At 38.7% G+C, this 25619-nt stretch carries 30 protein-coding genes and 2 pseudogenes; 7 read left to right on the top strand and 25 right to left on the bottom strand.

Features of this window, described 5'->3' with window-relative positions:
• Positions 1-83: 83 nt before the first annotated feature.
• The 4 genes from GO593_RS00890 to map form a co-directional block, all read right to left on the bottom strand.
• Complete coding sequence (locus tag GO593_RS00890; RefSeq protein WP_000169411.1) at positions 84-1298, bottom strand: MFS transporter; 1215 nt, start codon at positions 1296-1298, stop codon at positions 84-86.
• Between the two features lie 174 nt (positions 1299-1472).
• Positions 1473-2819, bottom strand: a complete 1347-nt coding sequence (locus GO593_RS00885; RefSeq protein WP_000097612.1) for an MFS transporter — start codon at positions 2817-2819, stop codon at positions 1473-1475.
• Positions 2820-3231: 412 nt separating this feature from the next.
• Positions 3232-4326: an OmpW/AlkL family protein gene (locus GO593_RS00880; protein WP_000976523.1), complete on the bottom strand. Its 1095-nt coding sequence runs from the start codon at positions 4324-4326 to the stop codon at positions 3232-3234.
• A 204-nt stretch (positions 4327-4530) separates the two neighbouring features.
• Positions 4531-5358 (bottom strand): type I methionyl aminopeptidase, encoded by an 828-nt coding sequence (map, locus tag GO593_RS00875; RefSeq protein WP_001089491.1) that lies wholly within the window; start codon positions 5356-5358, stop codon positions 4531-4533.
• Positions 5359-5567: 209 nt separating this feature from the next.
• On the opposite strand from map, the gene rpsB reads away from it, so the two are divergent.
• The 6 genes from rpsB to GO593_RS00845 all read left to right on the top strand — a co-directional run bounded on the left by rpsB (position 5568) and on the right by GO593_RS00845 (position 9934).
• The gene (gene rpsB, locus GO593_RS00870) at positions 5568-6320 is read left to right on the top strand and encodes a 30S ribosomal protein S2 (RefSeq protein WP_001982118.1); all 753 of its coding nucleotides are present in this window, start codon (positions 5568-5570) and stop codon (positions 6318-6320) included.
• 137 nt (positions 6321-6457) lie between these two features.
• A complete protein-coding gene (gene tsf / locus GO593_RS00865; RefSeq protein ID WP_000125378.1) occupies positions 6458-7333 on the top strand; it encodes a translation elongation factor Ts in 876 nt (291 codons plus the stop codon).
• 65 nt (positions 7334-7398) lie between these two features.
• Positions 7399-7881, top strand: a complete 483-nt coding sequence (locus tag GO593_RS00860; RefSeq protein WP_000182506.1) for a DUF3465 domain-containing protein — start codon at positions 7399-7401, stop codon at positions 7879-7881.
• A 98-nt stretch (positions 7882-7979) separates the two neighbouring features.
• The gene (locus GO593_RS00855; RefSeq protein WP_000554500.1) at positions 7980-8804 is read left to right on the top strand and encodes a helix-turn-helix transcriptional regulator; all 825 of its coding nucleotides are present in this window, start codon (positions 7980-7982) and stop codon (positions 8802-8804) included.
• A gap of 94 nt (positions 8805-8898) precedes the next feature.
• The gene (locus GO593_RS00850; protein ID WP_001984740.1) at positions 8899-9615 is read left to right on the top strand and encodes an AzlC family ABC transporter permease; all 717 of its coding nucleotides are present in this window, start codon (positions 8899-8901) and stop codon (positions 9613-9615) included.
• Position 9616: 1 nt separating this feature from the next.
• Positions 9617-9934 (top strand): AzlD domain-containing protein, encoded by a 318-nt coding sequence (locus GO593_RS00845; protein WP_000118659.1) that lies wholly within the window; start codon positions 9617-9619, stop codon positions 9932-9934.
• 40 nt (positions 9935-9974) lie between these two features.
• On the opposite strand, the pseudogene GO593_RS00840 reads toward GO593_RS00845, so the two are convergent.
• The 8 genes and pseudogenes from GO593_RS00840 to GO593_RS00805 form a co-directional block, all read right to left on the bottom strand.
• Positions 9975-10426: pseudogene (locus tag GO593_RS00840) on the bottom strand (Mpo1 family 2-hydroxy fatty acid dioxygenase).
• A 555-nt stretch (positions 10427-10981) separates the two neighbouring features.
• Positions 10982-11599: a septal ring lytic transglycosylase RlpA family protein gene (locus tag GO593_RS00835; protein WP_001177236.1), complete on the bottom strand. Its 618-nt coding sequence runs from the start codon at positions 11597-11599 to the stop codon at positions 10982-10984.
• A 290-nt stretch (positions 11600-11889) separates the two neighbouring features.
• A complete protein-coding gene (gene mltB / locus GO593_RS00830; RefSeq protein WP_000951088.1) occupies positions 11890-12891 on the bottom strand; it encodes a lytic murein transglycosylase B in 1002 nt (333 codons plus the stop codon).
• A gap of 19 nt (positions 12892-12910) precedes the next feature.
• Complete coding sequence (gene rodA, locus GO593_RS00825; RefSeq protein ID WP_000075224.1) at positions 12911-14053, bottom strand: rod shape-determining protein RodA; 1143 nt, start codon at positions 14051-14053, stop codon at positions 12911-12913.
• Between the two features lie 128 nt (positions 14054-14181).
• Positions 14182-14832, bottom strand: a complete 651-nt coding sequence (locus GO593_RS00820) for a hypothetical protein (protein ID WP_001115740.1) — start codon at positions 14830-14832, stop codon at positions 14182-14184.
• Positions 14833-14855: 23 nt separating this feature from the next.
• Positions 14856-15668, bottom strand: coding sequence for an NADPH-dependent 7-cyano-7-deazaguanine reductase QueF (gene queF, locus GO593_RS00815; protein ID WP_000110165.1), 813 nt, complete (start codon positions 15666-15668; stop codon positions 14856-14858).
• A complete protein-coding gene (locus GO593_RS00810) occupies positions 15665-16438 on the bottom strand; it encodes an ABC transporter permease (RefSeq protein ID WP_001010536.1) in 774 nt (257 codons plus the stop codon). The genes queF and GO593_RS00810 overlap by 4 nt, the downstream gene beginning before the upstream one ends.
• On the bottom strand, positions 16435-17370 hold the full coding sequence (locus GO593_RS00805; RefSeq protein ID WP_000128669.1) for an ABC transporter ATP-binding protein: 936 nt from the start codon (positions 17368-17370) through the stop codon (positions 16435-16437). Before GO593_RS00805 ends, GO593_RS00810 begins: the two co-directional genes overlap by 4 nt.
• A gap of 297 nt (positions 17371-17667) precedes the next feature.
• Between GO593_RS00805 and GO593_RS00800 the strand changes: the two genes are divergently transcribed.
• Positions 17668-18654, top strand: a complete 987-nt coding sequence (locus GO593_RS00800) for a site-specific integrase (protein WP_000135934.1) — start codon at positions 17668-17670, stop codon at positions 18652-18654.
• A gap of 19 nt (positions 18655-18673) precedes the next feature.
• Here GO593_RS00800 and GO593_RS00795 read toward each other — a convergent pair whose 3' ends face one another.
• From GO593_RS00795 to GO593_RS00735, 13 genes and pseudogenes are all read right to left on the bottom strand, one after another.
• A complete protein-coding gene (locus GO593_RS00795) occupies positions 18674-19462 on the bottom strand; it encodes a BRO-N domain-containing protein (RefSeq protein ID WP_000991751.1) in 789 nt (262 codons plus the stop codon).
• Between the two features lie 287 nt (positions 19463-19749).
• Positions 19750-20022 (bottom strand): helix-turn-helix transcriptional regulator, encoded by a 273-nt coding sequence (locus GO593_RS00790; protein ID WP_000123989.1) that lies wholly within the window; start codon positions 20020-20022, stop codon positions 19750-19752.
• A gap of 1 nt (position 20023) precedes the next feature.
• Positions 20024-20215: a hypothetical protein gene (locus GO593_RS00785; RefSeq protein ID WP_001288762.1), complete on the bottom strand. Its 192-nt coding sequence runs from the start codon at positions 20213-20215 to the stop codon at positions 20024-20026.
• Entirely contained in the window at positions 20212-20634 is a 423-nt protein-coding gene (locus GO593_RS00780; protein ID WP_000130799.1) for a hypothetical protein, read from the bottom strand. The genes GO593_RS00785 and GO593_RS00780 overlap by 4 nt, the downstream gene beginning before the upstream one ends.
• Positions 20635-20645: 11 nt before the next feature.
• The gene (locus GO593_RS00775) at positions 20646-20909 is read right to left on the bottom strand and encodes a hypothetical protein (RefSeq protein ID WP_000809321.1); all 264 of its coding nucleotides are present in this window, start codon (positions 20907-20909) and stop codon (positions 20646-20648) included.
• A gap of 9 nt (positions 20910-20918) precedes the next feature.
• Positions 20919-21815, bottom strand: coding sequence for a hypothetical protein (locus GO593_RS00770; protein ID WP_001056664.1), 897 nt, complete (start codon positions 21813-21815; stop codon positions 20919-20921).
• 2 nt (positions 21816-21817) lie between these two features.
• Complete coding sequence (locus GO593_RS00765; protein WP_000993519.1) at positions 21818-22669, bottom strand: PD-(D/E)XK nuclease-like domain-containing protein; 852 nt, start codon at positions 22667-22669, stop codon at positions 21818-21820.
• 211 nt (positions 22670-22880) lie between these two features.
• A pseudogene (locus tag GO593_RS00760) lies at positions 22881-23246 on the bottom strand (hypothetical protein); the annotation flags it as partial.
• Positions 23247-23310: 64 nt separating this feature from the next.
• On the bottom strand, positions 23311-24081 hold the full coding sequence (locus GO593_RS00755; protein WP_000371050.1) for a hypothetical protein: 771 nt from the start codon (positions 24079-24081) through the stop codon (positions 23311-23313).
• Positions 24074-24265, bottom strand: a complete 192-nt coding sequence (locus GO593_RS00750; protein ID WP_001084984.1) for a hypothetical protein — start codon at positions 24263-24265, stop codon at positions 24074-24076. Before GO593_RS00750 ends, GO593_RS00755 begins: the two co-directional genes overlap by 8 nt.
• Positions 24265-24450 (bottom strand): hypothetical protein, encoded by a 186-nt coding sequence (locus tag GO593_RS00745; protein WP_000138429.1) that lies wholly within the window; start codon positions 24448-24450, stop codon positions 24265-24267. Before GO593_RS00745 ends, GO593_RS00750 begins: the two co-directional genes overlap by 1 nt.
• Positions 24443-24883, bottom strand: coding sequence for a pentapeptide repeat-containing protein (locus GO593_RS00740; protein ID WP_000192227.1), 441 nt, complete (start codon positions 24881-24883; stop codon positions 24443-24445). The genes GO593_RS00745 and GO593_RS00740 overlap by 8 nt, the downstream gene beginning before the upstream one ends.
• Before the next feature lie 201 nt (positions 24884-25084).
• A complete protein-coding gene (locus tag GO593_RS00735; protein WP_000590883.1) occupies positions 25085-25618 on the bottom strand; it encodes a DUF4411 family protein in 534 nt (177 codons plus the stop codon).
• Position 25619: the final 1 nt, after the last annotated feature.

Raw genomic sequence — 25619 nt, 5'->3', positions numbered from 1 at the left:
CAGGTGTCTGTTTCCATAAAACAATAGATAAAACCAGAAGAGCTAAGATGAGGAAAGTCACAATTGTTTTCAAAAGTACGGCATTATGCGTCATGAATAACAGCCTCCTCATTTACAAAGAAATGTACGATTACCCCTAATATACTCAATGCGATAGAACAGAGCCAAATCGCATTGTAATTACCTGTTAAATCATGGTTAACACCACCAAGCCAACCACCAAAGAAAGACCCGACTTGATGGGTGAAAAATACAATACCACTTAACATTGAAAGGTATTTAACACCAAACATATTTGCCACGATACCATTGGTGAGAGGAACCGTAGAAAGCCATAGAAGCCCCATGATAATACCGAAAGCATATACTGTATAAGTGCTTAGAGGTAATAATAAGAAAGCAATGATTGCGATGCCGCGGCTACCATAAAGTGCCATTAATAACTTAGGTTTCGAGAAACGATCTCCTAACCAGCCTGCGCCATAAGTCCCTACGATATTAAATAATCCGACTAAAGCAAGAAACACCGTACCTGTAGCGGCATCAAAGCCGTGGTCGATTAAATAACCTGGTAGGTGAACACCCAAAAAGACAACTTGGAAGCCACATACCAAAAAGCCTAAAGCTAACCACCAAAAAGGTTTATGTTTTCTCGCAATGTGAAGTACTTGTTTAAAGGTGAGCTGAGGTTGGGCAATTGCTTTTGGGGTTTGGTTGCTTGGCCCTTTTAACATCCATGCTAGAGGAATAATAAGAGCGATTAACAGCGCACTTACCATTAAAGCTGATGACCACCCCACTGTCTTAAGTAAGAGAAGGGTAGAAGGCAGCATAATAAATTGGCCAAAAGAACCGGCTGCACTGGCAATACCCATTGCCATACTTCTTTTTTCTGGCGGAGCAGCTCGGCCTACTGCGCTAAGCAGAACTGTAAAAGAAGTTGCTGATAAAGCTAAACCAATAATCAGACCTAAGCTTAAATTCAAAATGAGTACACTTGAACTAAAAGCCATTAAGAGTAAGCCATGGGTATAAAGTAATCCGCCGACTGTTACCACAACTTTACTGCCATATTTATCTGCAATTGCCCCAGTAAAAGGCTGAACTGCACCCCAGATTAGATTTTGCATGGCAATTGCTAGACTAAAAACATGCTGTCCCCAACCGAACTCATGACTCATCGGGACTAAATAAAGCCCAAAACCATGTCGTACACCTAGTGACAAAGCCAAAATAATGGCACTTCCAATGAGCATATAAATGAGTGATTGAGAAAACTGATGGCTTGTTTTAGTCATTGTGAGTAGAAAATTATAAGAATGTGATAAATCATTGTAGAAGATATATCGAATAATATCGATATATCTATAAAATTATTTTAAGAAAAATTAAAAAGTATCTTAGAGATTTCGAATTATTATGAAAAAGGTGAAGAAGCAAAAATCATTTGTGATTTCTGCTTCTTATCAGAATTAAGCTGCTGAATTGCGTTCAAGTAGAGCCTGTTCAAAAAGTACTTTTTCTTTTTCTTTGTGCTCGGTTGTGAAGCGAATCAAAATTACACTACAGCCTGCAACCATAACCAGTCCACCTAAAATAAATAGACAAGTTTGAATATCAAGTACGCCTTTTAGTAAGAAACCAGCTGCTACTGCGCCCACATTTCCACCTGCGCCAATAATGCCTGCGACGCCGCCTAATGCATTTCGGTCAATAAAAGGGACCAGTGCATATGTTGCTCCGCAAGCCATATGGGTAAACAATGCAAAAACTGTCATGGAAATAATTGCAAGAGCTACGACGTTCATTTGAGAGAAGAGTATTAAGAATAAACCTTCGCCTAAAATCATCAGTACAAGTACTTTAGTACGTCCGTCTAAACCTTTTTTGAGTGCGACTTTATCGGAAATAATACCGCCCAATGCACGTGCAAATAAGGCAAGAAGTCCAAATATACCTGCGGTTAACCCTGCTGTTTTTAAATCCATTTTGAATTGGTCAACATAGTACATTGCGGCAACATTATGGATGAAAATTTCAATACCAAAGCAAGCACCATAAGCGAGGAATAAAATCCAGACACGGTAGTTACGAGCCGCTTGCATTAAGATTGCCATGCCACCTTTTTTACCACTACCCACCTCAATACCTTGTGCACGAACTTCTTTAAAGTTTCCTTGAGGACAGTCTTGGGTAAGTTTCCAGTAAAGAACCCCAACAATTACCATCATTACGCCTGGTACGATTAATGCAACGCGCCAACCCATAGTTTGCTCGACACCGAACATTACAATTGCACCGAGTAATAAAGGCATTAGAGCTTGTGTTGCACCACCGCCAGCATTACCCCAACCCGCAGCAGCTGCATTTGCTGTGCCTACGACATTTGGTGCAAACATGATACTGGTATGATATTGCGTAATGACAAAGCTTGCGCCAATTGCACCGATGAGTAAACGGAAGAAAAGAAAAGATTCATAGCTGTTGGCAGCGGCAACACCAAATACAGGAATACTGCCAAGTAAGAGAAGGGTGGTGTAAGTAATACGCGGACCATATTTATCACAAAGTGGTCCGACAGCAAGCCGCACTAAAATTGTAATTGCAACGGCGGCAATATTAATATTGGCAATTTGATCTTTGGTTAAGTCGAACTCACCTTTAATAACGGGCATTAATGGAGCGCAAGCAAACCATGCGAAGAAGCAGACAAAGAACGCAAGCCAAGTCATGTGGAAAGCACGCATGGCTGGGGTTGAAAAACTGAATAATTTAATTTCAGTCGCTTTTTTTGCATCTAAATTAATATTTGAAGACATACGCCGTCCCCCTGAACTGAACGAAATTTTAATTTGCACGACAAAATGAATTGTCTATTTGCATACCGATCAGAGCGGACATCTTTGGCCGTCTTGGTTTATCCATTGAATCGCCATTGATTCATCATGTCATAAATAAAGCAAAGTGCGTGCCAAAAGATAATTTTTACTAAAAGGAAAATCTTAGTTTTTAATTTTATTAGGTTAGTTGTCTAACATAAAATGATTAGAGAAAAGGAATTAAAAGAAGAGGTGATAATAAAAAATAAAGAAGGTTGAGCTTAGTAAACACGTTTCTAAAAAATGCTCATTTTTTTGGCATTTTGGTTTAAAAAGAAGCAATTTTGGCAGGATAAATAAAAAAGCTATAAAAGCTTAAGTAAAGCTTTTATAGCTTGTGTGCTTTTGAGATTTAGAATCGGTAACCAATACCGGCATAACCTAATATTGGATTAATTTCGATATCTGCTTTTGCATTAATTAACTCACCGTACTTGGCATCATTGACTGTAATAGTTGTGTCCGTTTTTAAGTGAGCATAAGACACAGAGCCAACAGCATACCATTTGTCATTAAAGTCATAGGTGAAACCAGCAGTCGCAACAGGTGCAATGGCATCGGAAGCCTCAAGATTTACTTTTGGATCACCAGAACTTTTTAAACGATCAAGAGCAGCTCCCGCTTTGCCATCTTTAATATTGACAATCATATGACCAGCATTTACTAAATCTTTTTCGATTTCAGGATTTATTTCTAATTCATTGAAATATGCATACATCACACCTAGTCCAATATAAGGTCTGAATTTATTTACACCGGTCTTGCCAAAATGATATTGAAATTCAAATGCTGGTGTCCAAGCTCGAGCTGATGCCGCACTTCCATGGCCTTCAAGGTCAGTGATAAAAATTTGTTTTTCTAAATCAATAGATGGTAAACCAATACCCCCAATTAAAGGTAGCTCAATTGATGGATGAGCTTGGGCTTTAAGGGGAGCATAAATTTTACCTTTACCCTGTAAGTCGACTTTTGGGGGAATACCTGCCTTTATTTCTAATGAAACATTATCGGTAAAGAAGTAGTTTGTCATGATGCCTAGTGTTGTAACATCATCTGCTTCTAAACCTGTCCCCGGATTATCCCATTGATCTAATCCATAAATATTCGCATTACCACTTAATTCTGCTGGTAGTTTTTCTTTTCCTAGTTTATCTAAGAAATCTATAAAGAATGTAGATAAGTTGGGATCCATATCTTTAGACATGCTCTCTTTGACTGTCTTAATAGAGACATCGCCAACCTGAGCTTGTTCACCTTTTTTCACAGCAGTATTCACAAAAACAGGTTGGGCTTTTCCTGTTGGTTTGACATATAAAGGACCAGCTGAGACTGAAAAACGTTTGAAACCATCACCATCTTTTAAACTAAAATATGGGGAAGCGGCGGAAGTGACTGTTGGCAGAGCAAATAAGGCAGCTGTCATACAAAATAATGACTTTTTCATCATAAAAGGACTCCATGTCCGAGCATTTGTTTACTGATTTTTATTGAGCCCACCATAACGCGTTTTATTGAAATAATTGTGTATTAAAAATTAATAATTGTAATTTTTTTGAAATATTTGTTTATATTTGGAAAGTTTTATTAATAAAAAGTACAAAATGAAAAAGAAAAGGCTACATAAAGCAGCCTTTTCTTAATTTTAATTAAATTATTGATTGAAGCGTGAAAGATCTTCTTCTGGGCGAGCTGTTAATACTTCAATCCCTGTTTTAGTGACTAAAATAGTATGTTCATATTGAGCTGAAAGTTTATGGTCTTTGGTTACAACTGTCCATTTGTCACCAAGCAATTTGGTTTGCCAAACACCCGCATTTACCATAGGTTCAATAGTGAAAGTCATACCAGCTTCTAAACGCATGCCCGTACCAGCTTGGCCATAGTGCAACACTTGAGGTTCATCATGGAAAACGGTACCAATGCCATGACCACAATATTCACGCACTACGCTAAAACGTTCTGATTCGACATATTTTTGGATGGCATGTCCAATATCGCCTAAATACGAACCATCTCTAACTGTTGCCATTCCACGATACATCGCTTCTTGAGCTACTTTACATAAACGATTTGCCAGAATAGAAGTTTCACCACCCACGATATACATCATGTTGGTATCGCCATGATAACCATCTTTAATGACGGTCACGTCGATGTTAAGGATATCGCCGTTTTTTAAGATTTTATTTTCAGAAGGAATACCATGACATACAACATGGTTAACCGAAGTACAGATAGAGTGTTGAAAAGCAGGGCGTCCTGGCGCACCACCGTAACCTACACAGGCCGGAATAGCGTGCTGTACATTTTCAATATGATTACGACAAATCGTATCAAGCTCGAGTGTGCTTACACCAGCTTTAATATGCGGCTTGATCATATCTAGAACTTCAGCCGCCAGTCGTCCTGCAATGCGCATTTTTTCAATTTCATCTGGAGTTTTGATTAATCGACGTGGAGCTGTATAAGTACTGTTCATGATCTCTAAAAACTTTTGGTAATTTACAAGCGTCTATGGTATAAATAGCCGCCCATTTTATCAAATGCTTTTCGTGAATATCTTTTACGAAGAATTTTGATAGATGGAGTAAAAATCCGCACATATATCGTCACATTACTCTGGGTGCCCGTAAAAAGGTGGAGAATGCGGATATATGGAGGCCTAACCCAACTTTTAAGGTAAAGAAAATGGCAGATTACAACGTAAGCATGCGCGACCTTCTTCAAGCAGGTGCGCACTTTGGTCACCAAACTCGTTTCTGGAACCCAAAAATGCGTCAATACATTTTTGGCGCGCGTAACAAAATTCACATCATCAACCTTGAGCACACTGTTCCTGCGTTAAATGATGCTTTGAACTTCGCTAACCAATTAGCAAGCAAAAAGAACAAAGTTTTGTTCGTTGGTACAAAACGTGCTGCTTCTAACATCATCCGTGAACAAGCTCAACGCGCTGGTCAACCATACGTAGATCACCGTTGGTTAGGTGGTATGTTGACGAACTGGAAAACACTTCGCCAATCTATCAACCGTTTAAAAGATCTTCAAACTCAATCTCAAGACGGTACTTTTGCTAAGCTTACTAAACGTGAAGCTTTAGAACGTACTCGTGAGATGGAAAAACTTGAGCGCTCTTTAGGCGGCGTTAAAAACATGGGTGGTTTACCTGACGCATTATTTGTAATCGACGTTGATCACGAAGCGATTGCAATCAAAGAAGCGAAAAACTTAGGTATTCCTGTTATCGGTATCGTTGATACAAACTCTAACCCAGACAACGTAGATTACGTTATTCCTGGTAACGACGATGCGATCCGTGCAGTAACTTTATATGCTTCAGCTATGGCTGATGCAATTCTTGCTGGTAAAGAATACGCTCAATCTCAAGCGAACGCTCAAGCAAAAGGCGATGACGCTGCGAAAGACGCTTCTGAGGCTTAATGCGTTTTGACGCAGGCTTGTCATTTTTGCGACATGTAATGGTGGCAAATTAAGCGTCGAGAGTGCAAACGGCCCAGAGTTTCTTTGGGCCGTTTTTGTTGAACAGATTTATTTTCTACCGATTTTAGGAGATCAACATGACTGCAATTACTGCAAGCATGGTAAAAGAATTACGTGACCGTACTGGTCTTGCAATGATGGAATGCAAAAAAGCATTAACAGAAGCGAACGGTGACATCGAACTTGCTATTGATAACCTTCGTAAATCTGGTCAAGCTAAAGCTGCTAAAAAAGCTGGCAACATTGCTGCTGACGGTGCAATCACTATCGTTCAAGACGGTAATAAAGCGATCTTAGTTGAAGTAAACTGTCAAACTGACTTCGTTGCTAAAGACGAAAACTTCTCTAACTTTGCACACACAGTTGCTGCTGCTGCATTAGCTGCTGGCGAAACTGATGCTGCTAAAATTGCTGAATTAAAATTAGCTGATGGCCAATCAGTTGAAGAAGCTCGTATCGCGCTTGTTCAAAAAATCGGTGAAAACATCCAAGTTCGTCGTGCGAAAATCGTTGAAGGCGAACAATTGGCTATCTATAAACACGGTTTAAAAATCGGTGTTGTAGTTTCTTATACTGGTGATGCTGACACTGGTAAAGGTATTGCAATGCACGTTGCTGCATTCAACCCAGTAGCAGTAAATGCTGAAGCTGTTCCAGCTGACCTTATCGCTAAAGAGAAAGAAATTGCTGAAGCGAAAGCGTTAGAATCTGGTAAACCAGCGAACATCGTTGAGAAAATGGTAACTGGTTCTGTTGAGAAATACTTAAACGAAGTTGCTCTTGACCGTCAAATGTACGTTATCGACAACGAGAAAAAAGTTGCTGACGTATTAAAAGCGACTGGTACAAATGTTGCTAACTTCGTACGTTTCGAAGTTGGTGAAGGTATCGAGAAAAAAGCTGAACTTAGCTTTGCTGAAGAAGTTGCTGCTGCTCAAGCTGCTGCGAAGTAATTCGTATCTTCAAAAAAAGCCCCCTATGGGGCTTTTTTTATCTCTGTTGAAAACGGAATCTAAAGATGACAAATAAAAAGAATCTAGGTATTGGTGGCATAATTGTTTTATTGATTGCTGCATATTTGGGTCTGGACTTATCTGGGCATAAAAACAATCCGACGCCATCAAGCATACCTGCGAATCAGCGTACTGAAACGACGTTTTCAAATGATGGAGTAGATACCATAAAGGCTGCTTATGAACGTAGACAAAGTAACGTTCAAGTGCAGGGTAGTGGTCGAGTAAAAGCAATCTTAAAAGAAGATAATGATGGGTCGAGACACCAGAAATTTATTCTGATATTAAAAAATGGACTTTCAATTTTAGTAGCACATAATATTGATTTAGCACCAAAAATTGAAGATTTAAGAAAGGGTGATATTGTCGAATTTAACGGGGAATATGAATATAACGAAAAAGGTGGAGTATTACATTGGACGCATCATGATCCACAGAACCGCCATGAAAATGGTTGGTTGAAACATAATGGTCGTATTTACCAATAGAAAATAGGGTATCCATTTCCGCATAACAGCAATTTTGTTCTATGCATCTTTTTAAAACATGCTATGTTTTTTTGTAGATAAATAGATGAGATGTATATATGCACCGGGAACAGGCTGACTACTTGCATTTGCGAGAGTTGGGCGGTTTAGAATTATTAAAAGCACATTATCACCAAACACAGTTTTCAAAGCATACTCATGAAGGATATTGTATTGGTGTCATTGAAGAGGGTGCACAGTCTTTTTTTAGGACGGGTCAGCTACATGTTGCCCCTAAAGGTGACATTATTTTGGTTAATGCAGATGAAATTCACACCGGCTCATCTGCTGTCGAATCGGGCTGGCGTTACCGTGCAATCTATCCTACGCCCGAAATGCTTGCTGAAGTAAGCCAAGATTTTTTTGAGCAAGGCCATGGGGCACCTTGGTTTCCGCAAGCTGTAATTCAGGACTTGGGATTATCTCAACAACTCTGTTTATTATTTGATTTATTAGAACAAAAAGACAATTTTTTGCTTAAAGAAACCATGTATTTATCGACATTGGCATGCTTAATGGTGCGTCATGGTAAGTCAAGACACACCTTTTGCGAGTTACCAGAAGCTTATTCAAAAGTATTAAAAGTTAAAGATTTGTTAGCTGATATGCCTGAAAAGAATTTTTCTTTGCAGGAATTGGCTGATATGGTCGGGTTAAGTGCATGGCATTTTTTAAGACAATTTAAAAAACATGTGGGTTTACCGCCTCATGCATGGTTAGTACAGGCGCGTTTGCAAAAAGCGAGACAATTATTAAAACAAGGCGTTCAAATTGTAATGGTTGCACAGCAATGTGGTTTTTCTGATCAAAGCCATTTTAATCGTCATTTTAAGAAGGCGATGGGTGTTACACCAACCCAATATGTGGCGAGTCTTAATCTTTAAAATTTATTTGCAGTGCTAACCGCAATTTTGTTCAAGCGAAGCTGAGCTAAATACCAGAAAATCTATAAATAATAACTGTTATAGATGTCTAGGGATGAATACTCATTTAAATCAATCTATTAGATTTTCTAAAAGCCGACCACCGCATCTTTTTTTACGAGGGGTGATAGATATATTGCCACTATCTATTTCGGTTATACCATGGGCTATTTTAGCTGGATCAATGGCAGTTCATGCGGGTTTATCATTTTATAAAGCACTAGCGATGTCAGGAATTGTGTTTGCTGGCGCTGCGCAATTAGTAAGTTTAAGCATGGTGATGGAAGGTGCATCGTTATTAACCATCTATGTCACTATTTTCTTTCTTACTGCTCAACATTTTATTTATGCTTTAACTTTAAGAAATGACATTTCTATTTTGCCTCTCTCAAAAAGATTAACTTTAGGTTTTCTGCTTACCGACGAATTATTTGCAGTAAGTGTTCCTAATGAGAAAAAACATCCTCAATACTTATTCGGAGCAGGTCTTTGCTTTTATTTATTTTGGGTGGTTTTTAGTTTAGTGGGTATTTTATTAGCAACGGCGCTACCTAACTTATTAAATTATCATTTGGATTTTTCCATTATTGCTATTTTTGTTGCCATGATTGTTCCTATGTGTAAAGGGAAGCCTGTAATGGCAGGCATTTTAATGACTTGTGTCAGTGGTTTTGTGCTTAAATTTTTTCATATAGAAGGTGCCATTCTAATTTCTGGTTTATTGGGGATGTTTATTGCGGTAATAGTCGAAAATAAAATGGGAGAAAAATAAAATGTCATGGCTTATGATTTTAGGACTGGCAGCTATCGTATTTTTTAATCGTTATTATTTTTTGGAACCAAACGTAAAAGTTAAATTACCAGTACTTATGAATAAAATGTTGAATTATTCAGCTCCTTGTTTATTAAGTGCTATTTGTATTCCAGTAATTTTTTTTGAAAATAATGAATTAAGAGGATTTTTAGATAATCCTTACTTATACGCAACGATATTTTGTACTGTCGTGGCTTTCTATTTTAAAAAAGTGTTACCGAGCGTTCTGCTGAGCCTAGCATTTTTTTATTTTATAAATTTTCTAATAAATCATTAAGTTAAAGCTGAATCTTTTTAGGATTCAGCTTCTTCAAAATTTATTGAGCAATCAGTTTCTTTTGACGGCTTTTCCAATGAGGTAATATCTTTGCAAGATAAGCATCCATACACCAGACCGGACCAATCAAGAGAAATTGCAAATCTTTAAAGAAAGAAGGTTTTTTCCTTCAACTTTATGTCCATAAAATTGTCCAATCCAGGCAAACACAAAAAGAGCAATATAAAATCCTACACCTACTGGTAGAACATAAATAAGCCATGCCATCACAACAAGTAGAGCAGCCATTGCTACTGCAAGTACAAGATCAAGCCGAGCATAAAAAATGAGTGTCAGTACTACGAGTAAAGCGGTGAGTAGGGCACTAAAGTGAGCAATAATTCCAATAATCGAAAATAAAATAGCTGGAACACATACCCAGTGAATTTTCTTATTTATCGGGTTTTGATGACTTTCACTATATTCATCAAACCATTCACCGATAGATTTCATAGACCTTGTTCTCCTTGTCTAATTTTGAGTCATTCTTTTTCTGTTTATATTTTATCCTCTCGTTATCGGGAGAGACAAGACAAGTTGTATATCGACATGTTTGTTAAATCAAGTAAGCCTAAAATTTAAAGTTTATTCATTTCGGCACAAAAATGAAAAACAGCACTGAAGAAAGGGAGGATGAGCTCAAAAATTTCAGATTATTTATTTGTGATTTTGAGAGAGTCAAATCCTCAAAAAAACCTCATTTTCATGAAGAATGGGAAAATAATAGAAAAATACTCAACTCATCTTGTCTTAAAACGCGTTAAACAACTCTTTTTAGACTAAAGTGGTACTAGGGTAGCGGAATTATTTTAAAATGGCTGTAATCGAAAAATATGCGCAAAAATCGATAAAGAATAAATCAGTGTGTTTTTGGGTTAAAAAATAATCATTTTTGTAATGAAAAAACGAATCTAGACACAAAATTTTTATAGTTTTTTTTTGCTCTTTTTATATTAAAAAAGCCACAACTTAACTGGTGGCTTTTTCATGAACTCGAGGAGTAATCGCTTATGAAGTAGGACCGTCTACACGCTCAATACTTACTTTAGCAGTACCAGCATTGGTAATACCAAGGCGTTTAGCTGCACCGTATGATAAATCAAGCACACGATTACCATGGAAAGGACCACGATCGTTTACTTTTACCACTACGCTTTTGCCATTGTCTTTGTTGGTGACACGGATATAACAGTTAAGCGGTAAGCTACGGTGAGCAGCAGTAAGTGCATTCATATCGAATGTTTCACCACTTGCAGTTTTACGGCCATGAAATTGACGACCATACCACGATGCCATGCCAGTTTGGCTAAACTTACGAACAGTATTTGAAGCTACTGTGTTAAGTTTTTCAATCACTGAAGGCTCATCTTCAGGGATTTCAATTTTAGCTGCGATAGCTTGACGACGGATTTGATCGCCAGAACGTTCAGTGATTGAAAGACTGTTAATATTAGAGAAACGAGAATTAAAGTTTTGAGTATCTTTACTCAACACACGAGCAGCTAAATTTGCATTTGGACCATCTACATCGCTATTTAATGATGATGATTGCATCATTTCAGCGTGCAGTGGGGCCATGCTTAAACTAGCCGTCAGTGCAAGAATGTATTTCAGCGATAACTGCATTTATATAAACTCCTGAGAACATGCACTTTTTCATTTAGCCAAAGAGCTAAAAATTGAAGTGAACATGCCTAATTATTCACTTTTGCAATTGCTTGATTGGGGTGGATAATATTCATCGCTTACGGAGAGTGTCTAGTCTTTAACGAGAAATAGTTACAAAAAGGGCAAAAACTTACAGTTTTAGGTTAAAAAATAACCAAATATGTAACAAGGTGTTTAAAATGTTTGTATTGTGATCGATTTAACAAAAATATTTATTGACTTTTACATAAACTCATCAAAAAGCTAGCCTATCGGCTAGCTACTTCTGTACCTAACAACCATACGGCAGTCGCATACATTCGGCTTTTGTTATAAGTCGTAATTACTTGAAAGTTCGGATAGGTTAAATAGTAAATTGGACCGTTATAGTCTTGTAATTGAATAACATTTACCATATCTAAGTCATCAATTTTGACTAACGGATTTAAAGGGGAAATCCCTTGATTTTTTAGTGCACCATACGGAGTGGGCTGGGTCAAATCTTTAGCAATGATACTTTCCGGATTTGAACCCGTGTAACGAGCCATAAAACCAATAGGTTGATCGCGTTGCCAGCCTTGTTTTGCTAAGTAATTTGCGATTGAGCCAATCGCATCTTCTGCAGAGTTTCGTAGGTCGATATGACCATTACCATCAAAGTCGACCCCGTACTTACTAATGTTGCTTGGCATAAACTGCGGGAAGCCAATGGCACCAGCATAAGAACCTACAATACTATTGGTTGGATAACCTTCTTTGTAAGTCCATGCAATGAGAGCAGCTAACTCATCGCCAAAATATTCAGCACGGCGTGGGTAGCCAAATGCTAACGTTGCAAGTGCATCACGAGTAATAAACGAACCTTTATTGGCTCCATAACCTGTTTCAACACCTAAAATGCCTAGAATAACCGCTTGAGAAACACCAAATTGTTGTTCAGCACGATTGAGAGCATCGGCATATTGGTTTTTAAAGCGGACACCACGTTGAATAGTACCTTCGACTAAAAACATAGAGCGATAGTCGTACCAAGGCTTACTTTCACCAGGGCGAGTCATAATATTTATAATGTTTGGTAAATTTTTTGCACCATTCATAGCGGCGTCAACCTGTTCACCGCTTAAGCCATAAGTGCTCATGGCTTTTTGTTTAAAATTTAAATAGTTAGGATGAGTTACAAAATCATTGGCCTGAGCAAAATGACTTGTGCTAATAAGGCCAGTACACAAGGCAAGCACTTTTAAAGTTTTATTAACAAATTGAGACAACATATCTTTTTTAAATTCCAGATTATCGATGTGTATGAATAGACATGACTAAACCAAAAGTGGCCATTAAAGTAATAATAGCGGTACCGCCATAACTCATAAAAGGTAAGGGAACACCCACTACAGGTAAAATACCACTGACCATTCCTGCGTTTACAAATACATAAACAAAAAAAGACAAACCAAACGCGCCAGCCACTAATCGGCCATAATTGTGAAAGCTTTGTAAACCGATTTGAAATGTTCTAAAAATAATGGCCGAATAAAGAATTACTAATATAAGTACACCAATTAAACCGAATTCTTCTGAGTAAGCAGCAATAATAAAGTCAGTATGGCCTTCTGGTAAGAAGTGCAAATGTGATTGAGTACCTTCGAGGAAACCTTTCCCTGAGAACCCACCAGAACCGATTGCTGTTTTGGACTGAATAATGTTCCAGCCTGTTCCTAAAGCATCCGCTTCTGGGTCAAGCAACGTTAATACCCGTTGACGTTGATAGTCGTGTAAAAGGAATTCCCATGCAATTGGAATCACAATAGCTGCACAAGCTGCTGCTGCACCGATCATGCGCCAAGATAGCCCACTTAAGAACAGTACAAAAATCCCACTTGCTAATACTAATAGTGATGTTCCTAGGTCAGGCTGTTCTGCAATAAGTAAAAATGGAACACCAATTAACATTAAAGACAAAATAACCTGCGAGAAGCTAGGAGGAAGAGGTTTACGAGCTAAAAACCATGCAACCATCATTGGCATGCCAATTTTCATAAATTCGCTGGGTTGAACACTCCCGAACCCCGGAATATCAATCCAGCGCTGCGCGCCCATGCGAACTTCACCAAAAACCATAACGCCAATTAAGGAAAACAGGCCAAATAAATAAAAATAAGGTGAAAAAGCTTGATAAACCTTGGGTGGAATTTGCGCTAGGCTAATCATGACCAGAAAGCCGATACCAAAGCTCATGGCCTGTTTACTGACGAGTCCCACATCTTGTGCAGATGCACTATAAAGTACCGTTAAACCTAACAATGCATTTAGGAATAAAAATAGGCATAACCAAGGGTCAATATGAAGCTGCTGCCAGCGCGAAGGTTGCATGGCAGTACTAAGGCCATCTCGAGGAGCTTGGCGTAAAAATTTATATTGTGGACTAGGAGACATGCGGCTTTAACTAAAGGTCAATCAGTGCTTGGCGCATGCTAACATAAACCTGATTTATGACAATGTATATCAATATTTTGCAATAAAAAAACCTGGCTCTCACCAGGTTTCCGATAGACTATTTTTTATTAGTTAAAGAATAGTCCATCATGATATTCAGCCATCGCTTTTAGTTCAGTGCGATTTAAACTTGGAATGAGTTTGTCGATCGCAATATGAACTGCTTTAGTTACAGCAGCAGCGCCAATATCGGCTGCTTTACGCTTAATCATGCCTAAATCTAATGTTTTATTAAAGTCAGACATAAAATGTCTCACCATAGCATCACCGAACTGTTTATATAGTTCTGCTAATGCTGCTTTATTAATGTCATTACCCGCCTGAAGCTCGGCAAAATTATGCTTCAAGTTGGTAACTAGGCCAGCATCTAAAGCAACGCCAACTTTATATTGGCCTTGCGGATCTTTAAATAAGCTTTTCTCTGAAAACTCAACTGACTGTTTAACCACATCGTTTGGCGCTTTGCTGAGTAATTGCTTTAAAAGCACGGCAACTGTTGATTTGACATAACCAGCTAGTTTTTCGGCAGTATCTCTTTTTTCACTCGCTGGGAAATGTTGTACTAACTGGGTAAGTACATTTTCAATAATTTCTTCATTGAGTTGTAAAGCGATTTTGTCTCGAAGTGGATATAACGGTTCACTAGAATTTTTATTCGCAATTCCAGTCTGTATATCGTTCAATAAGCCTTCAGAAGGGGTAAAACCAAAAAACGGCATGGTGTATCCTCAAATTATTCGTTTTATTGTCGTGCCAATCGAATCGGTTTTGGCATCCATGTAAGATCCGATACTCGGCAAGGATTGATATCAAGTCCACCGCGGCGAGTATAAGTTGCATAAACCATCAGCTTTTCAGGTTGCAAATTTTGCCAAATATCGGCAAAGATTTGTTCGACACATTGTTCGTGGAAACCGTTATGCTGACGGTACGAAATAATATAGGCTAAAAGACTACGATAACAAGGTTTTTTGCCCTTAAAACGAATAAAAACTGTCCCCCAATCCGGTTGACCCGTGACTGGGCAGTTACTTCTCAAAAGATGAGAATACAGTTCAACTTCGATTTCTTCATCTGACTCATCAAGTTTTAAGAGAGTAGCATCAGGATGTTGTTCTAAACGCTCTGGCATAAGATCATCAATACAGATCCCTTGAGGTTTAGAAATCTCTAAATCATCTACTTGAAATAGGGTTAATTCAACTTTTGCACCTGCCGCAGCAGATAAATCTTTTTCAACTGTTTCAATGAATGACTGTGTAGAGTCAAACTGAGTGAAGTTAAGACTATTGAAATAAAGTTTTAATGACTTTGATTCAATCAAATTCGGTGAAGAAGCTGGCAGTGTAATTCTGCCGATAGCAACCTGTGGAATACCGTGAGCATTCAACCAAGAAATTTCGAAAACGTGCCACCAATCTTTACCTTGGGTTATACCTTCGATATGAGCATATTTTTCACGAGATTGAGCACGTGCAATTGGAAATAACACATCGGGTTGATAGCTAGTTGGATATTGGGTTTCTTTACCCAATAAAGACTGTTCGACACTCATTCACGCATTCCTGAACCACGAGCAAGTAAATAATAAGCAATTCCGTAAAGTACAGCACAGCATAATGTCACAATGATTAAAGAGAACGAAACGTTCACGTCACTATGACCTAAAATGCCGAAACGGAAAGCATTTACCATATAAACAATAGGATTAATTAAAGAAAGTTTTTGCCAAAAAGGACCAAGTGCACTAATGGCATAAAACACACCACCTAAATAGGTAAGTGGAGTAAGTACAAATGTTGGAATAATAGAAATATCATCAAATGATTTTGCGTAGACTGCATTAATAAAACCGCCTAAAGAAAATAAAACGGATGTAATTAATACTGTATATATAGTTACGAACCAGTTATGGATAAAAAGGTCAGTAAAAAACATACTCATCGCGGTAACGATTGCACCAACCAAGACACCTCGACAAATACCACCAATAACATAGCCCCATAAGATAATATGTAAGGGCACAGGACTCATAATCAGCTCTTCAATGCTTTTTTGAAATTTCACACTAAAGAAACTCGATGATACATTGGCATAACTGTTGGTAATGACAGCCATCATGATGAGGCCAGGTACAATAAATTGCATGTAACTTACGCCACCCATTTCACCAATACGTGAGCCAACCAAATTACCGAAAATGACAAAGTACAAACTCATGGTAATTGCAGGTGGTAATAAGGTTTGCGGCCAAATGCGTAGAAATCGGCGTACTTCTTTACGAACTAGAGTCCAGAGGGCAATTTGCAGTTGGTTAAAGTTCATTTTGCCGCTCCTTCAAGATTTTTCTCGACCATTTTGACAAATAGCTCTTCAAGACGATTCGATTTATTTCGCATGCTGCGAACACGAATACCTTGTGACTCTAAAAGTTGGAATAAATCATTTAATGTATGTGCTTTATCCATTGTTACTTCTAAAGTACTACTATCAATTAAGTTGAACTTCACACCAATAATATTGAGCTGGAGTGGGGCAATAGGTTCAGCCAAATCAAAAATAAAAGACTCTTCACTCAGCTGGTTTAAGAAACTTTTCATGCTGGTATCTTCTTTAATGACACCACGGTCAATGATGGCAATTTGACGACACAACATTTCTGCTTCTTCGAGATAATGTGTCGTTAAAATAATAGAAGTACCGTTTTCGTTCATTTCAGTCAGAAAATCCCACATAGAACGGCGTAACTCAATATCTACACCTGCAGTAGGCTCATCTAAAATAAGAAGTTTAGGCTCATGCATCATGGCACGGGCAATCATAAGACGGCGTTTCATACCACCTGACAGCATACGTGCTTGTATATTACGTTTTTCCCATAGGCCCAGTTTTTCTAAATAATGTTCTGCGCGCTTTTCTGCAATCTTTCTATGGATACCGTAATAACCAGCTTGCGTTACTAAAATATCAAATGCTTTTTCAAACTGCCCAAAGTTAAATTCCTGAGGGACAACGCCAAGCTGCTGTTTTGCCAAGGATGGATGAGTATCGAGATTATGTCCGAAAATCTCAACTGTTCCTGAGGTCTTTTTCGTGAGGGAGCTGATAATACCAATGGTTGTTGATTTGCCGGCGCCATTTGGACCTAACAACGCATAAAATTCACCTTCAGGCACAGTGAGGTTAATACCTTTTAACGCCTGAAAACCATTACGATATGTTTTGGACAAATCTCTTAAAACCAAAGCATCAGTCATGAAATTCTCACATTATGAAAGAGGGGTATATTTTGAGCGATAATGATTAATAAACCAAGTAAAATAGTCGGAATTTTATAAAATTGAGATAAATTTATGAAGTTATTATATATAAAATGGTGCGCTCGGCGGGCACTTGATCAAAAATAACAACTTCTTAGGTTTTTTTATCTTTTCTTATTATTTCATACAAAACAATCAAATGCCAAATTAGCCAATAATCTGTACTTCTATTATTTCTTATTTTTTCCTATTATTTCGGTTATCACAATTACGCCAAGATTACGCCACAAAATTATGGCTTCATTTAGACAACGCAACAATACATGGCGAGCCGAGATAAGTGTAAACGGAATTCGCGAAAGTGCAACCTTTGATACAAAAGCACAGGCACGAGCTTGGGCATCTAAACGCGAGACTCAGTTACGCGAACAATCGCATGGCAAATTACCAGATCACTCTTTTTTAGAAGCTATTGAACGCTACTTAAGTGAAGTGAGTGTTAAAAAGAAAACTCATGAGAATGAAGTCAAGCGAATGGCTTTCTTCAAGCGTGAGTATAAAAAGCTATGTCAAAAGCAATTGGCCAAAGTCACAACTGACGATTTAGTGCAATGGCGCGACTCCCGATTAAAAGAAGTGCAGGGTGCTACTGTCCGGCGTGAAGCAAATATTTTAGCTTCTTTATTTACTGTTGCCCGGAAAGAATGGAAGTGGATTAAAGAGTCTCCAATGGCCGACTTGACTTTACCACCACCATCAAAGCACCGAGATAGACGAATTGCTCAGGATGAGATTGATAGATTATGTCTTGCAGCAAATTGGGATAACAATGTACCAGTAAATTCAACTCAGCAAATTATAATTGCCTTTCTCTTTGCAATTGAAACAGCAATGCGTGCTGGTGAGATTGTTGGGTTGACTTGGGATCGTGTTTATTTAAAAGATAGATATTTAGTTTTAACTGAAACAAAGAATGGTACTAAACGAAATGTACCACTATCTAAGCGTGCAGTTGAGTTGCTTACTTTATTAAAAGGTCTTGATAAAAAGCAGGTCTTTACTTGTAATTCCCAAAGCTTTGATACGCTTTGGCGTAAATTAAGAGATAGATGTCAAATCACTGATTTGCATTTCCATGATACACGCCATGAGGCTTGTACACGCCTTGCAAGGAAATTAGAAGTTTTAGACTTGGCCCGTATGATTGGGCATAAAGACTTAAGAAGCTTGATGGTCTATTACAATGCTACTGCAAGTGAAATTGCAACGAGGCTAGATTAGCCCCGTTGCATATCCAAGATTAAGCCCAACGATTAAATTCGTGATGATCAATACCACATGGTTTACGCTCAACAAGATTTAAACATTCGCCTTGAAAAACCATTGGCAAATGTTTCTGTAATCCTTTTTCAAAATCCTGTGTAGCCGCCTTCATTTCATCAAGCAACTTAGCCAGTAAAGATTGAGCGTCTTCACGATCTCGAAGTAAGCGCTTAACTAATGCTTCCTCACATGCGTAACGTGCTTTTAGGTATGGCTCAATGATGCTTAGAATGCGATTAAATTCTTGTGCCAGCAATGGCAAATGTTCAACCTCAAACTTAGCAGGGCTCGGTACGCCAGTCACATTGCGAAGCGAGTACCAAATTGCGCTGCTGACTGATTGCTTCTGATCTAAGTGACCTGCACAGCACCAAATCAGACGCTTGATGTTTAACATGTCATTGTTGTTGATATAATTGCGTTTTTCGATTGGTTTTGGTGCTTCGTATTTGCCTGTTTTGCGGATGGTTGGCAAAACTTCGTTAAATACCCAATCTTGGAATTGTTTTGCTTCTGGTTTATTTGAACGAAAGATGATCCGATAAAGATTTGGCTCATTAACAAATTTAATCTTTTGATTTCCACCATTTGTAGGGGTGTGGCAATCTGCCAACCCCTTTTCATCCAAATCACGTAATAAACGAGAAGTACGATCAACTGATAAAACACAGCAGACATCAGCAAGACAAAACCACGGCTCAGCATCAATTAACTGAACGCGAACATTATAATCATTATGAAAAGTAAAATTAGAAATTGCATTCATGGTGAATACTCCTTGAGATAGGGATTTTCACCACCAAAATTGAGACCAATCAATTAGGGTGGCAGGTTAAACGGAATTGGTCTTACTAGTCTCAAGGGTCTAGCGTGCCGAAGCACTTCCGCCTAACCCACCATAACAGGGCATTTTCCACAGAGTGTAGAAAATTATAGGCAAAATAAAACCGCTAAATGCGGTCTTTCGACCTTGAGAAACTTTTGGAGACCAATCCAAACACCCGATTTTGCGGGTGCATATTTAAATTACATTCAATTCGATTCATTGTCAAATCACTTGGCTATTTTACGTGGTCGTCCTCTTTTAGGTTCATCATCTGACTGTTCGTTCAACCAGTTTGACAACTCTGCCAAGTTCCATCGTCTTCCTTGACCGCACTTAATAACATAGCGCGGTTTAGGGAAGGTTGGTAGGCAGCAAACTGCTGCCTTAAAATGTACATCTCCATATCCCAAGAACTCAGCAGCTTGGGAGTCATTAAGCCAGATGTCCGAAGGTGGTAACGCTACAACAAAGTTACTACCTATATTCGCAATTGCTGTCATTTCACCCCTCCTTACTTTCCGCTTTTCTAAAATCAGTGCCTTCTGGATCTATCCCAAAATATTCACAAATTTCTGTAGCTTTTGTCGCACCTGGCCCATGTCTGGATACATGAACCCAATTCAAAACGTACTTTGGCTTTTTACTATTCATGAGAGCCATTAGATAAAGTTGCTCAAAGTTAAATTCACTCATCCCTCAGCTCCCGATTCGCTTTCCAGCTTCATTGCACCTTCTTCTGGATACTCACTTATATAAACGTAGTAACCACTGCCGCTATGAGCTTCCTCAAACCAAGCAATTGTTAATTCAGTTTCTAAAAGTTCTGGATCTTTGTTTGGTGCACCAAAGTTTGCTGCTGCATATAATTGCTCACAGGTTAAGTAAATCTTTTTCTCTGGCACCGCCTGAGCTTTGGCTTTATTCCAAAAACTCCATAATTGGCGTGCCTGTTCACGCATAAAGAAGACTTCACCATCCATAATTGAATAGCTGAATAGATCCTTATTTTTGTACGTGTCAGCTAAATCAGGCACAAACCAAAGCTCCATAGTTTCTTTCTTGAAAACTTCAATTTGAGCTTCTAGCTCTCTTCCCTTATTCAAATCTGTCATGCTGCTGCTCCTTAGCTCGGTCTTTTGCTGAATTTGTCGAACGTTTGCATGAACTGATCAACACTAAATTGAATTGTTTTCTTGGCATTGTGCGGTTCAAATTGAGCAGCATATAGAGCCATACCAAGCCACATTACTGAGAATGTGAAAACCTTTGCTGAGTCTTTATCTTGGCTATTCATTTCATCAACCATAGGCCCAATAATTTTCTTAAAAATCTCTTCTGCGATCTGGTCAGAAGTACCGCTAATTGTGTTTAATTCGATTTGTTTCATGCTGCCACCTTACCCTTGTTGCTGAATTGCTTGATTTACTGCATTGATGTCATTTGAAGGAGCTTTTTTGCCTTCTGATAACTCTTGCTCGTTTTTCTCAGCAATAACTGTTTGCCATGTAGTTTCACCGTTTTTGATTGCACCAAAGACAGCGCGCAATTCGTCAATTTGGGCAGGTGAGCACTGATCAAGAGGGCAGCCGATATAATCAACAAGGTTTTGAGCTTTAACACCAATGGTGTTGAATGAATCTACAATTTGTTTGCGGTACTTCTCTGGATCTTCTTTGATGCCACTTTGACGGGTTTGCAGAATTAAATGCTCTGCTTCATCCTGTAGATCACCTGGAATGATACGAAGTCCAGCATTACGAATAGCTTTTGAAATTGCCGCATTTCGCTTATTAAGCATTTCATCTTCAGTGGCAACAACCTCATATACTTTTTGACCCTCACTATTGAGGCGCTCACTAACAACATCACGACCCGCAATTGCCTTGCGTTCCACTGTTTTATTGATTTTTATGTCTTGTGGGTATGTTGTATTTGACTCAAGATCAGTTACTGAGACGCGATGAATCTCCTTATGTTCATCTTCAAATATCATTGTTGTTTCAACAAGAATATTTGTCATACAGCGAATTGCGACCTCAACAAAACGTATTCCTAAACCTGTTACAGATCGACCACCTACGGGCTTTTTGTAGTAGGTAGATGTATTGTCAGCAAATGAAGGGCGACGGCATTCTTTTAAAAGGTCTTGGCGCACAGCATCCCAATTTCTAGGGCGATGCATAGCCATCATATAACGCGCTTCAACTTGAGCCTTTGCTTGTGCTGCAAGTACGTTTGCTGCTGTTTCAGCTTGAGGAACAATGCCTTGATTTAATGTTGCAAGCATATTCATTGTTATTCTCCTAGAAATTCTTTCTTAGCCCATAAAGGCAAATCAATTGGTTGAATCTGTTTTGTGTAGCCTTGCCACTCATTTGACTCTTTGCATTGAAGTAGAGTCAGCATTGCAGATCGGCGTTTCTGCTCACCAATAAACAGCATTTCATCTGATGCGTAATAGATGATTGACTCATGCGGATCGTCTTCTTCTACTGCAAAAAATAGGAAAGAAGGGTTGTATTCATCACCGTAATAAGCCTTGTATCCATTGATATACATAGCCGCTGAAAGTGAGTAGTCATAGTTTTGGCAACTTCTTGAAAATGCATTCGCACGCGCATCCGTTGTCTTTTTGATGTCTACAATTAACCCGTTAGGGAAATATTCACTTGTTTCAGGTGCTACATGCCAATCAGGGCGAATACGACATTCAAGACCTGTTTCTTCATCATCAAAAAAGATTGAAGCTTCACGAATACCACCCGATAAAATCATGTTGTACATTGGGTGGCGTTTCATTGCTTCCGCAGCTTTAGCGGCTGCTTGATACTGTTCTTCGGTAATGATTGTCTTGCTTGCATTGTCCTGTAAGAACTTTGCTATTGCTTCTTTACCTACATTTGTTCGCTTATTAACGATTGGTTCGATTGCAACTTCATCGTTAAAAACTTCTGGTTCAAGGAATAGAACATGAACCGCAGTACCAAGTGCCATTGCAGGAGTCTGCTTGTGTTCCTTATCACTCATATGCTCAGCAAAGAAGTGGGCAGGAGAACGCAGAATGGTTTTAAGCTGAGAGCTACTAACAGCCGAATGAGCGTGATACGCTGCATTCGACATGTTATGTACCAAAACTGGCGCATTCATAATCTTCTCCTAATTCTTAAAATGGCAACTGCTGAGTAGTGTCTGAATACCGGACTTCAATTTGTCCTTGTGTAGACTCCTCAATTAGCATCTTGAAGTAGGCCATTGCCTCAGCAAGTGTTGTCTCTGTTGCTGAAGCAGGACGACGGATAAGCACATCAATGGCTTCAAGTAGTTTTCTTTTCTCATGCACTTGATCACACCACTCCCGCTCTTCATCTGCCAATTCTTCGGCGTAGTATTTAAGCTGCTCGTTTAAGCTATGTACTTGTGCATCTGTAAGCTTGAAACGTAAGCCAATTGGTGACTCAATGCCGTCTTTATCAGTCACAACAGCATGAGTTCTTGTGTCTACTACAAGCACTTCATACTCTTGGTCATGTGCACAACCACTGAACTGATCAGTTACTTCACGAGTGTCATAAGTCGTTTCGGCTTTGATCTGGCAGTTAAGAACATTGCAGCCGTAAGTTAGATCGAAATAGACCGTCTCACCTTCGACTTGAATGTCAGTAGACATATCTAAGTAAGGGAAAGAAGGGCATAGCAGCTCGGGTTTAAGGGCTAACATATTCATTAGATAATCCCCCAGTGAACCGCCAAGATGAGGTTAAACATCAAGATGTATAAAAGGGCTATGATCATGAGGCACCTCGTATCTTTCTGAGTTGCGCTACGACTTGCTTGATTTCTTCTTCGGTGCGCCACCAACCAAAGTAAGAGTAAATGTCACTCCCATATTCAGCAGATCGCGAGTAGCCACATTTGCTATTGTCATCAATAAACCAAACTTCTTGACCAACTTCTGGCTCAAAAGGCTTCGGTAGCTCAAGTTCAAGCTTGATGGTTTGAGGTTTGAGGCGGAAATCAACACGAACATTATCAAAAATATCAAGATTGTATTTGCTCTCATCTAAGTCATACCAGTTGACACAATTTACATTCTTGATTTGAATATCAACTCCATTAGCCCACGCAAGCTTTGCCTCCGCACCGCTAATCAAGGCTGGGTCTTGGGGTTGAGTAATAGGCGTCAGGCTATTCGCAATATAATCTTCATAGTCATTTGATTTATTAATTGCTGATTTACACCATTCTCCACACCAGTAATAAATGACCTTATCGCTAGTTAAATAGATTGATTCATCCAGCTTGTCGCGATGTGTCGCATCTCTCACATCATTACGCTTCAACACGACAAGGTCGCGGAGTTGAGCTATAGTAATTTCTACGCACTCATCCAAATTCATATTGTGGCGGTAGAAACTTCCGCTACCATCTTCAAAAACTGCAACCCATCCCACATATGGTTCATATGAAGAGTTATCAGGCTGGTAACCAATCTTTTTAAATAGATCCCTTGCTTCATCTGCGCTAGCTTCATCTTTAACTTTGATTTTGTAGTTATCCATGAGAGGGCTCCTTGTCTTCTTCCAACTTCTTAAGTGCTAAATCCCATGCTGCTTTTTCAGTATTAGCTGAGTTAGCAAAGAAATATTGGCCTTCAAAGATTTGGTAAAACTGGAACATGCCAGCACCAATAGGCTTACAATAAAGGTTCGGGTTTGCCTGGAGGCATAATGCTTTTGAGTTCATTAGTTAGCTCCTTCCACTTGCACACGCACATACATGTTCTGTTTTGCTTTGAGTTCGTTTGCTGCTTGTTCGTCGGCACAGCTACGTAAAAAACCTACAGCTAAAAAGAAAACTACCCAGAACAATAAGAATCCTGACGTACCATCAACAAACGCTTGCTTGATTGAATATTTATTCTCAGTCATTGCTAGATTCCTCCTGAACTGGATGAACGTAGCTATCACACATATTCAAAAGCATTGATTTGTGTTGATTCCAAAATTCAAGCGCTTCGCTATCCATGCGCGTGATACGCGCATCATCAAATGATTTCCAATCTTCAACACTGTGTTCTTGGCAGCCAATTCGCATTTTCCCCAAGCCACTAATAATCACATTCCAGCGCAATCCGTAAACAATGAGCGGGGCAGCTTTGGCACCAAAAAGGTCGGCACCGCGAAGGTTGGCATCGCGAAGGTTGGCACCGCGAAGGTTGGCACAGCTAAGGTCGGCACCGGCAGCAATCGCACTTTCTAATACATGACGAGCAATCATTCCTGATTCCATACCTTCAGGAACATCACAGGTAAAAAGGACTTCTTCTGTGAAGCGATTTTTAATTTCGAATTTCTGTGTCATAATCTTCTCACTCATTGAGTAAAAGTCCCGTCGGTCGAATGTCTGGGACTTTTTTGTTGTCTGTGAGATAAATATCGCATTTCCGATATTATTAGTCAATAGGTAATCCGATATTTTTATAGAAAATCCGATTTTTTATGCTTTAATAGACAAAAGAAAACCCACCGTGGTGGTGGGTTGGATGGGGAAATATAAAAATAATTAAAACAAAAATCCAAGTTTTGAAAATAAATAAGACCAGTTACCACATTCAATATTTAGTTTTTCACAAATATTGGGAACTTTCATGTTGTGGCCTTGTGATTTAGCATCCCAGTTTAAAAAAGGATTTCTTTGCTCGCACGTTATAACACAAGCATCTGAACCATAATGATGAGCCAAACTAACAACATCAAGATCAGCGTAATTATCTTTTGTTACGTGGTGTGAATTTTTTGATGCATTATATTTTAATAACTCTTGTTTTAAACCAAGGATTGATGCTCCGTGTTCATTTGGCTTGATTTGATGAACGCAGAAACGATCAAGAAAGGCATGAAATATTGATTCATCATACTCATAGTCTGCAATCTTTTGTTCAATTTCATGCAAAACAGCTTCACACATATAAAACTTAACTTGGTTGGCTAGTCTGGAGCTTTCTAAAGAACTCCATATTTCCTTAAATATTTGTTCTGGATAATTTCTGTAACAAAAGTCTAATACAGCATTTGTATCTAAGCTAATTTTAATCATT

Origin of the sequence: Acinetobacter baumannii (assembly GCF_009759685.1) — a bacterium.
GTDB classification, from domain to species: domain Bacteria; phylum Pseudomonadota; class Gammaproteobacteria; order Pseudomonadales; family Moraxellaceae; genus Acinetobacter; species Acinetobacter baumannii.
Note: the sequence above shows the minus strand (reverse complement) of the source record. Positions and strands in the feature narration are given on the sequence as shown.

Excerpts from the sequence above, each read along its gene's own strand:
- GO593_RS00890 (WP_000169411.1), bottom strand. The coding sequence starts at position 1,298 with ATGACTAAAACAAGCCATCAGTTTTCTCAATCACTCATTTATATGCTC.
- GO593_RS00885 (WP_000097612.1), bottom strand. The coding sequence starts at position 2,819 with ATGTCTTCAAATATTAATTTAGATGCAAAAAAAGCGACTGAAATTAAA.
- GO593_RS00880 (WP_000976523.1), bottom strand. The coding sequence starts at position 4,326 with ATGATGAAAAAGTCATTATTTTGTATGACAGCTGCCTTATTTGCTCTG.
- map (WP_001089491.1), bottom strand. The coding sequence starts at position 5,358 with ATGAACAGTACTTATACAGCTCCACGTCGATTAATCAAAACTCCAGAT.
- rpsB (WP_001982118.1), top strand. The coding sequence starts at position 5,568 with ATGGCAGATTACAACGTAAGCATGCGCGACCTTCTTCAAGCAGGTGCG.
- tsf (WP_000125378.1), top strand. The coding sequence starts at position 6,458 with ATGACTGCAATTACTGCAAGCATGGTAAAAGAATTACGTGACCGTACT.
- GO593_RS00860 (WP_000182506.1), top strand. The coding sequence starts at position 7,399 with ATGACAAATAAAAAGAATCTAGGTATTGGTGGCATAATTGTTTTATTG.
- GO593_RS00855 (WP_000554500.1), top strand. The coding sequence starts at position 7,980 with ATGCACCGGGAACAGGCTGACTACTTGCATTTGCGAGAGTTGGGCGGT.
- GO593_RS00850 (WP_001984740.1), top strand. The coding sequence starts at position 8,899 with ATGAATACTCATTTAAATCAATCTATTAGATTTTCTAAAAGCCGACCA.
- GO593_RS00845 (WP_000118659.1), top strand. The coding sequence starts at position 9,617 with ATGTCATGGCTTATGATTTTAGGACTGGCAGCTATCGTATTTTTTAAT.
- GO593_RS00835 (WP_001177236.1), bottom strand. The coding sequence starts at position 11,599 with ATGCAGTTATCGCTGAAATACATTCTTGCACTGACGGCTAGTTTAAGC.
- mltB (WP_000951088.1), bottom strand. The coding sequence starts at position 12,891 with ATGTTGTCTCAATTTGTTAATAAAACTTTAAAAGTGCTTGCCTTGTGT.
- rodA (WP_000075224.1), bottom strand. The coding sequence starts at position 14,053 with ATGTCTCCTAGTCCACAATATAAATTTTTACGCCAAGCTCCTCGAGAT.
- GO593_RS00820 (WP_001115740.1), bottom strand. The coding sequence starts at position 14,832 with ATGCCGTTTTTTGGTTTTACCCCTTCTGAAGGCTTATTGAACGATATA.
- queF (WP_000110165.1), bottom strand. The coding sequence starts at position 15,668 with ATGAGTGTCGAACAGTCTTTATTGGGTAAAGAAACCCAATATCCAACT.
- GO593_RS00810 (WP_001010536.1), bottom strand. The coding sequence starts at position 16,438 with ATGAACTTTAACCAACTGCAAATTGCCCTCTGGACTCTAGTTCGTAAA.
- GO593_RS00805 (WP_000128669.1), bottom strand. The coding sequence starts at position 17,370 with ATGACTGATGCTTTGGTTTTAAGAGATTTGTCCAAAACATATCGTAAT.
- GO593_RS00800 (WP_000135934.1), top strand. The coding sequence starts at position 17,668 with ATGGCTTCATTTAGACAACGCAACAATACATGGCGAGCCGAGATAAGT.
- GO593_RS00795 (WP_000991751.1), bottom strand. The coding sequence starts at position 19,462 with ATGAATGCAATTTCTAATTTTACTTTTCATAATGATTATAATGTTCGC.
- GO593_RS00790 (WP_000123989.1), bottom strand. The coding sequence starts at position 20,022 with ATGACAGCAATTGCGAATATAGGTAGTAACTTTGTTGTAGCGTTACCA.
- GO593_RS00785 (WP_001288762.1), bottom strand. The coding sequence starts at position 20,215 with ATGAGTGAATTTAACTTTGAGCAACTTTATCTAATGGCTCTCATGAAT.
- GO593_RS00780 (WP_000130799.1), bottom strand. The coding sequence starts at position 20,634 with ATGACAGATTTGAATAAGGGAAGAGAGCTAGAAGCTCAAATTGAAGTT.
- GO593_RS00775 (WP_000809321.1), bottom strand. The coding sequence starts at position 20,909 with ATGAAACAAATCGAATTAAACACAATTAGCGGTACTTCTGACCAGATC.
- GO593_RS00770 (WP_001056664.1), bottom strand. The coding sequence starts at position 21,815 with ATGAATATGCTTGCAACATTAAATCAAGGCATTGTTCCTCAAGCTGAA.
- GO593_RS00765 (WP_000993519.1), bottom strand. The coding sequence starts at position 22,669 with ATGAATGCGCCAGTTTTGGTACATAACATGTCGAATGCAGCGTATCAC.
- GO593_RS00755 (WP_000371050.1), bottom strand. The coding sequence starts at position 24,081 with ATGGATAACTACAAAATCAAAGTTAAAGATGAAGCTAGCGCAGATGAA.
- GO593_RS00750 (WP_001084984.1), bottom strand. The coding sequence starts at position 24,265 with ATGAACTCAAAAGCATTATGCCTCCAGGCAAACCCGAACCTTTATTGT.
- GO593_RS00745 (WP_000138429.1), bottom strand. The coding sequence starts at position 24,450 with ATGACTGAGAATAAATATTCAATCAAGCAAGCGTTTGTTGATGGTACG.
- GO593_RS00740 (WP_000192227.1), bottom strand. The coding sequence starts at position 24,883 with ATGACACAGAAATTCGAAATTAAAAATCGCTTCACAGAAGAAGTCCTT.
- GO593_RS00735 (WP_000590883.1), bottom strand. The coding sequence starts at position 25,618 with ATGATTAAAATTAGCTTAGATACAAATGCTGTATTAGACTTTTGTTAC.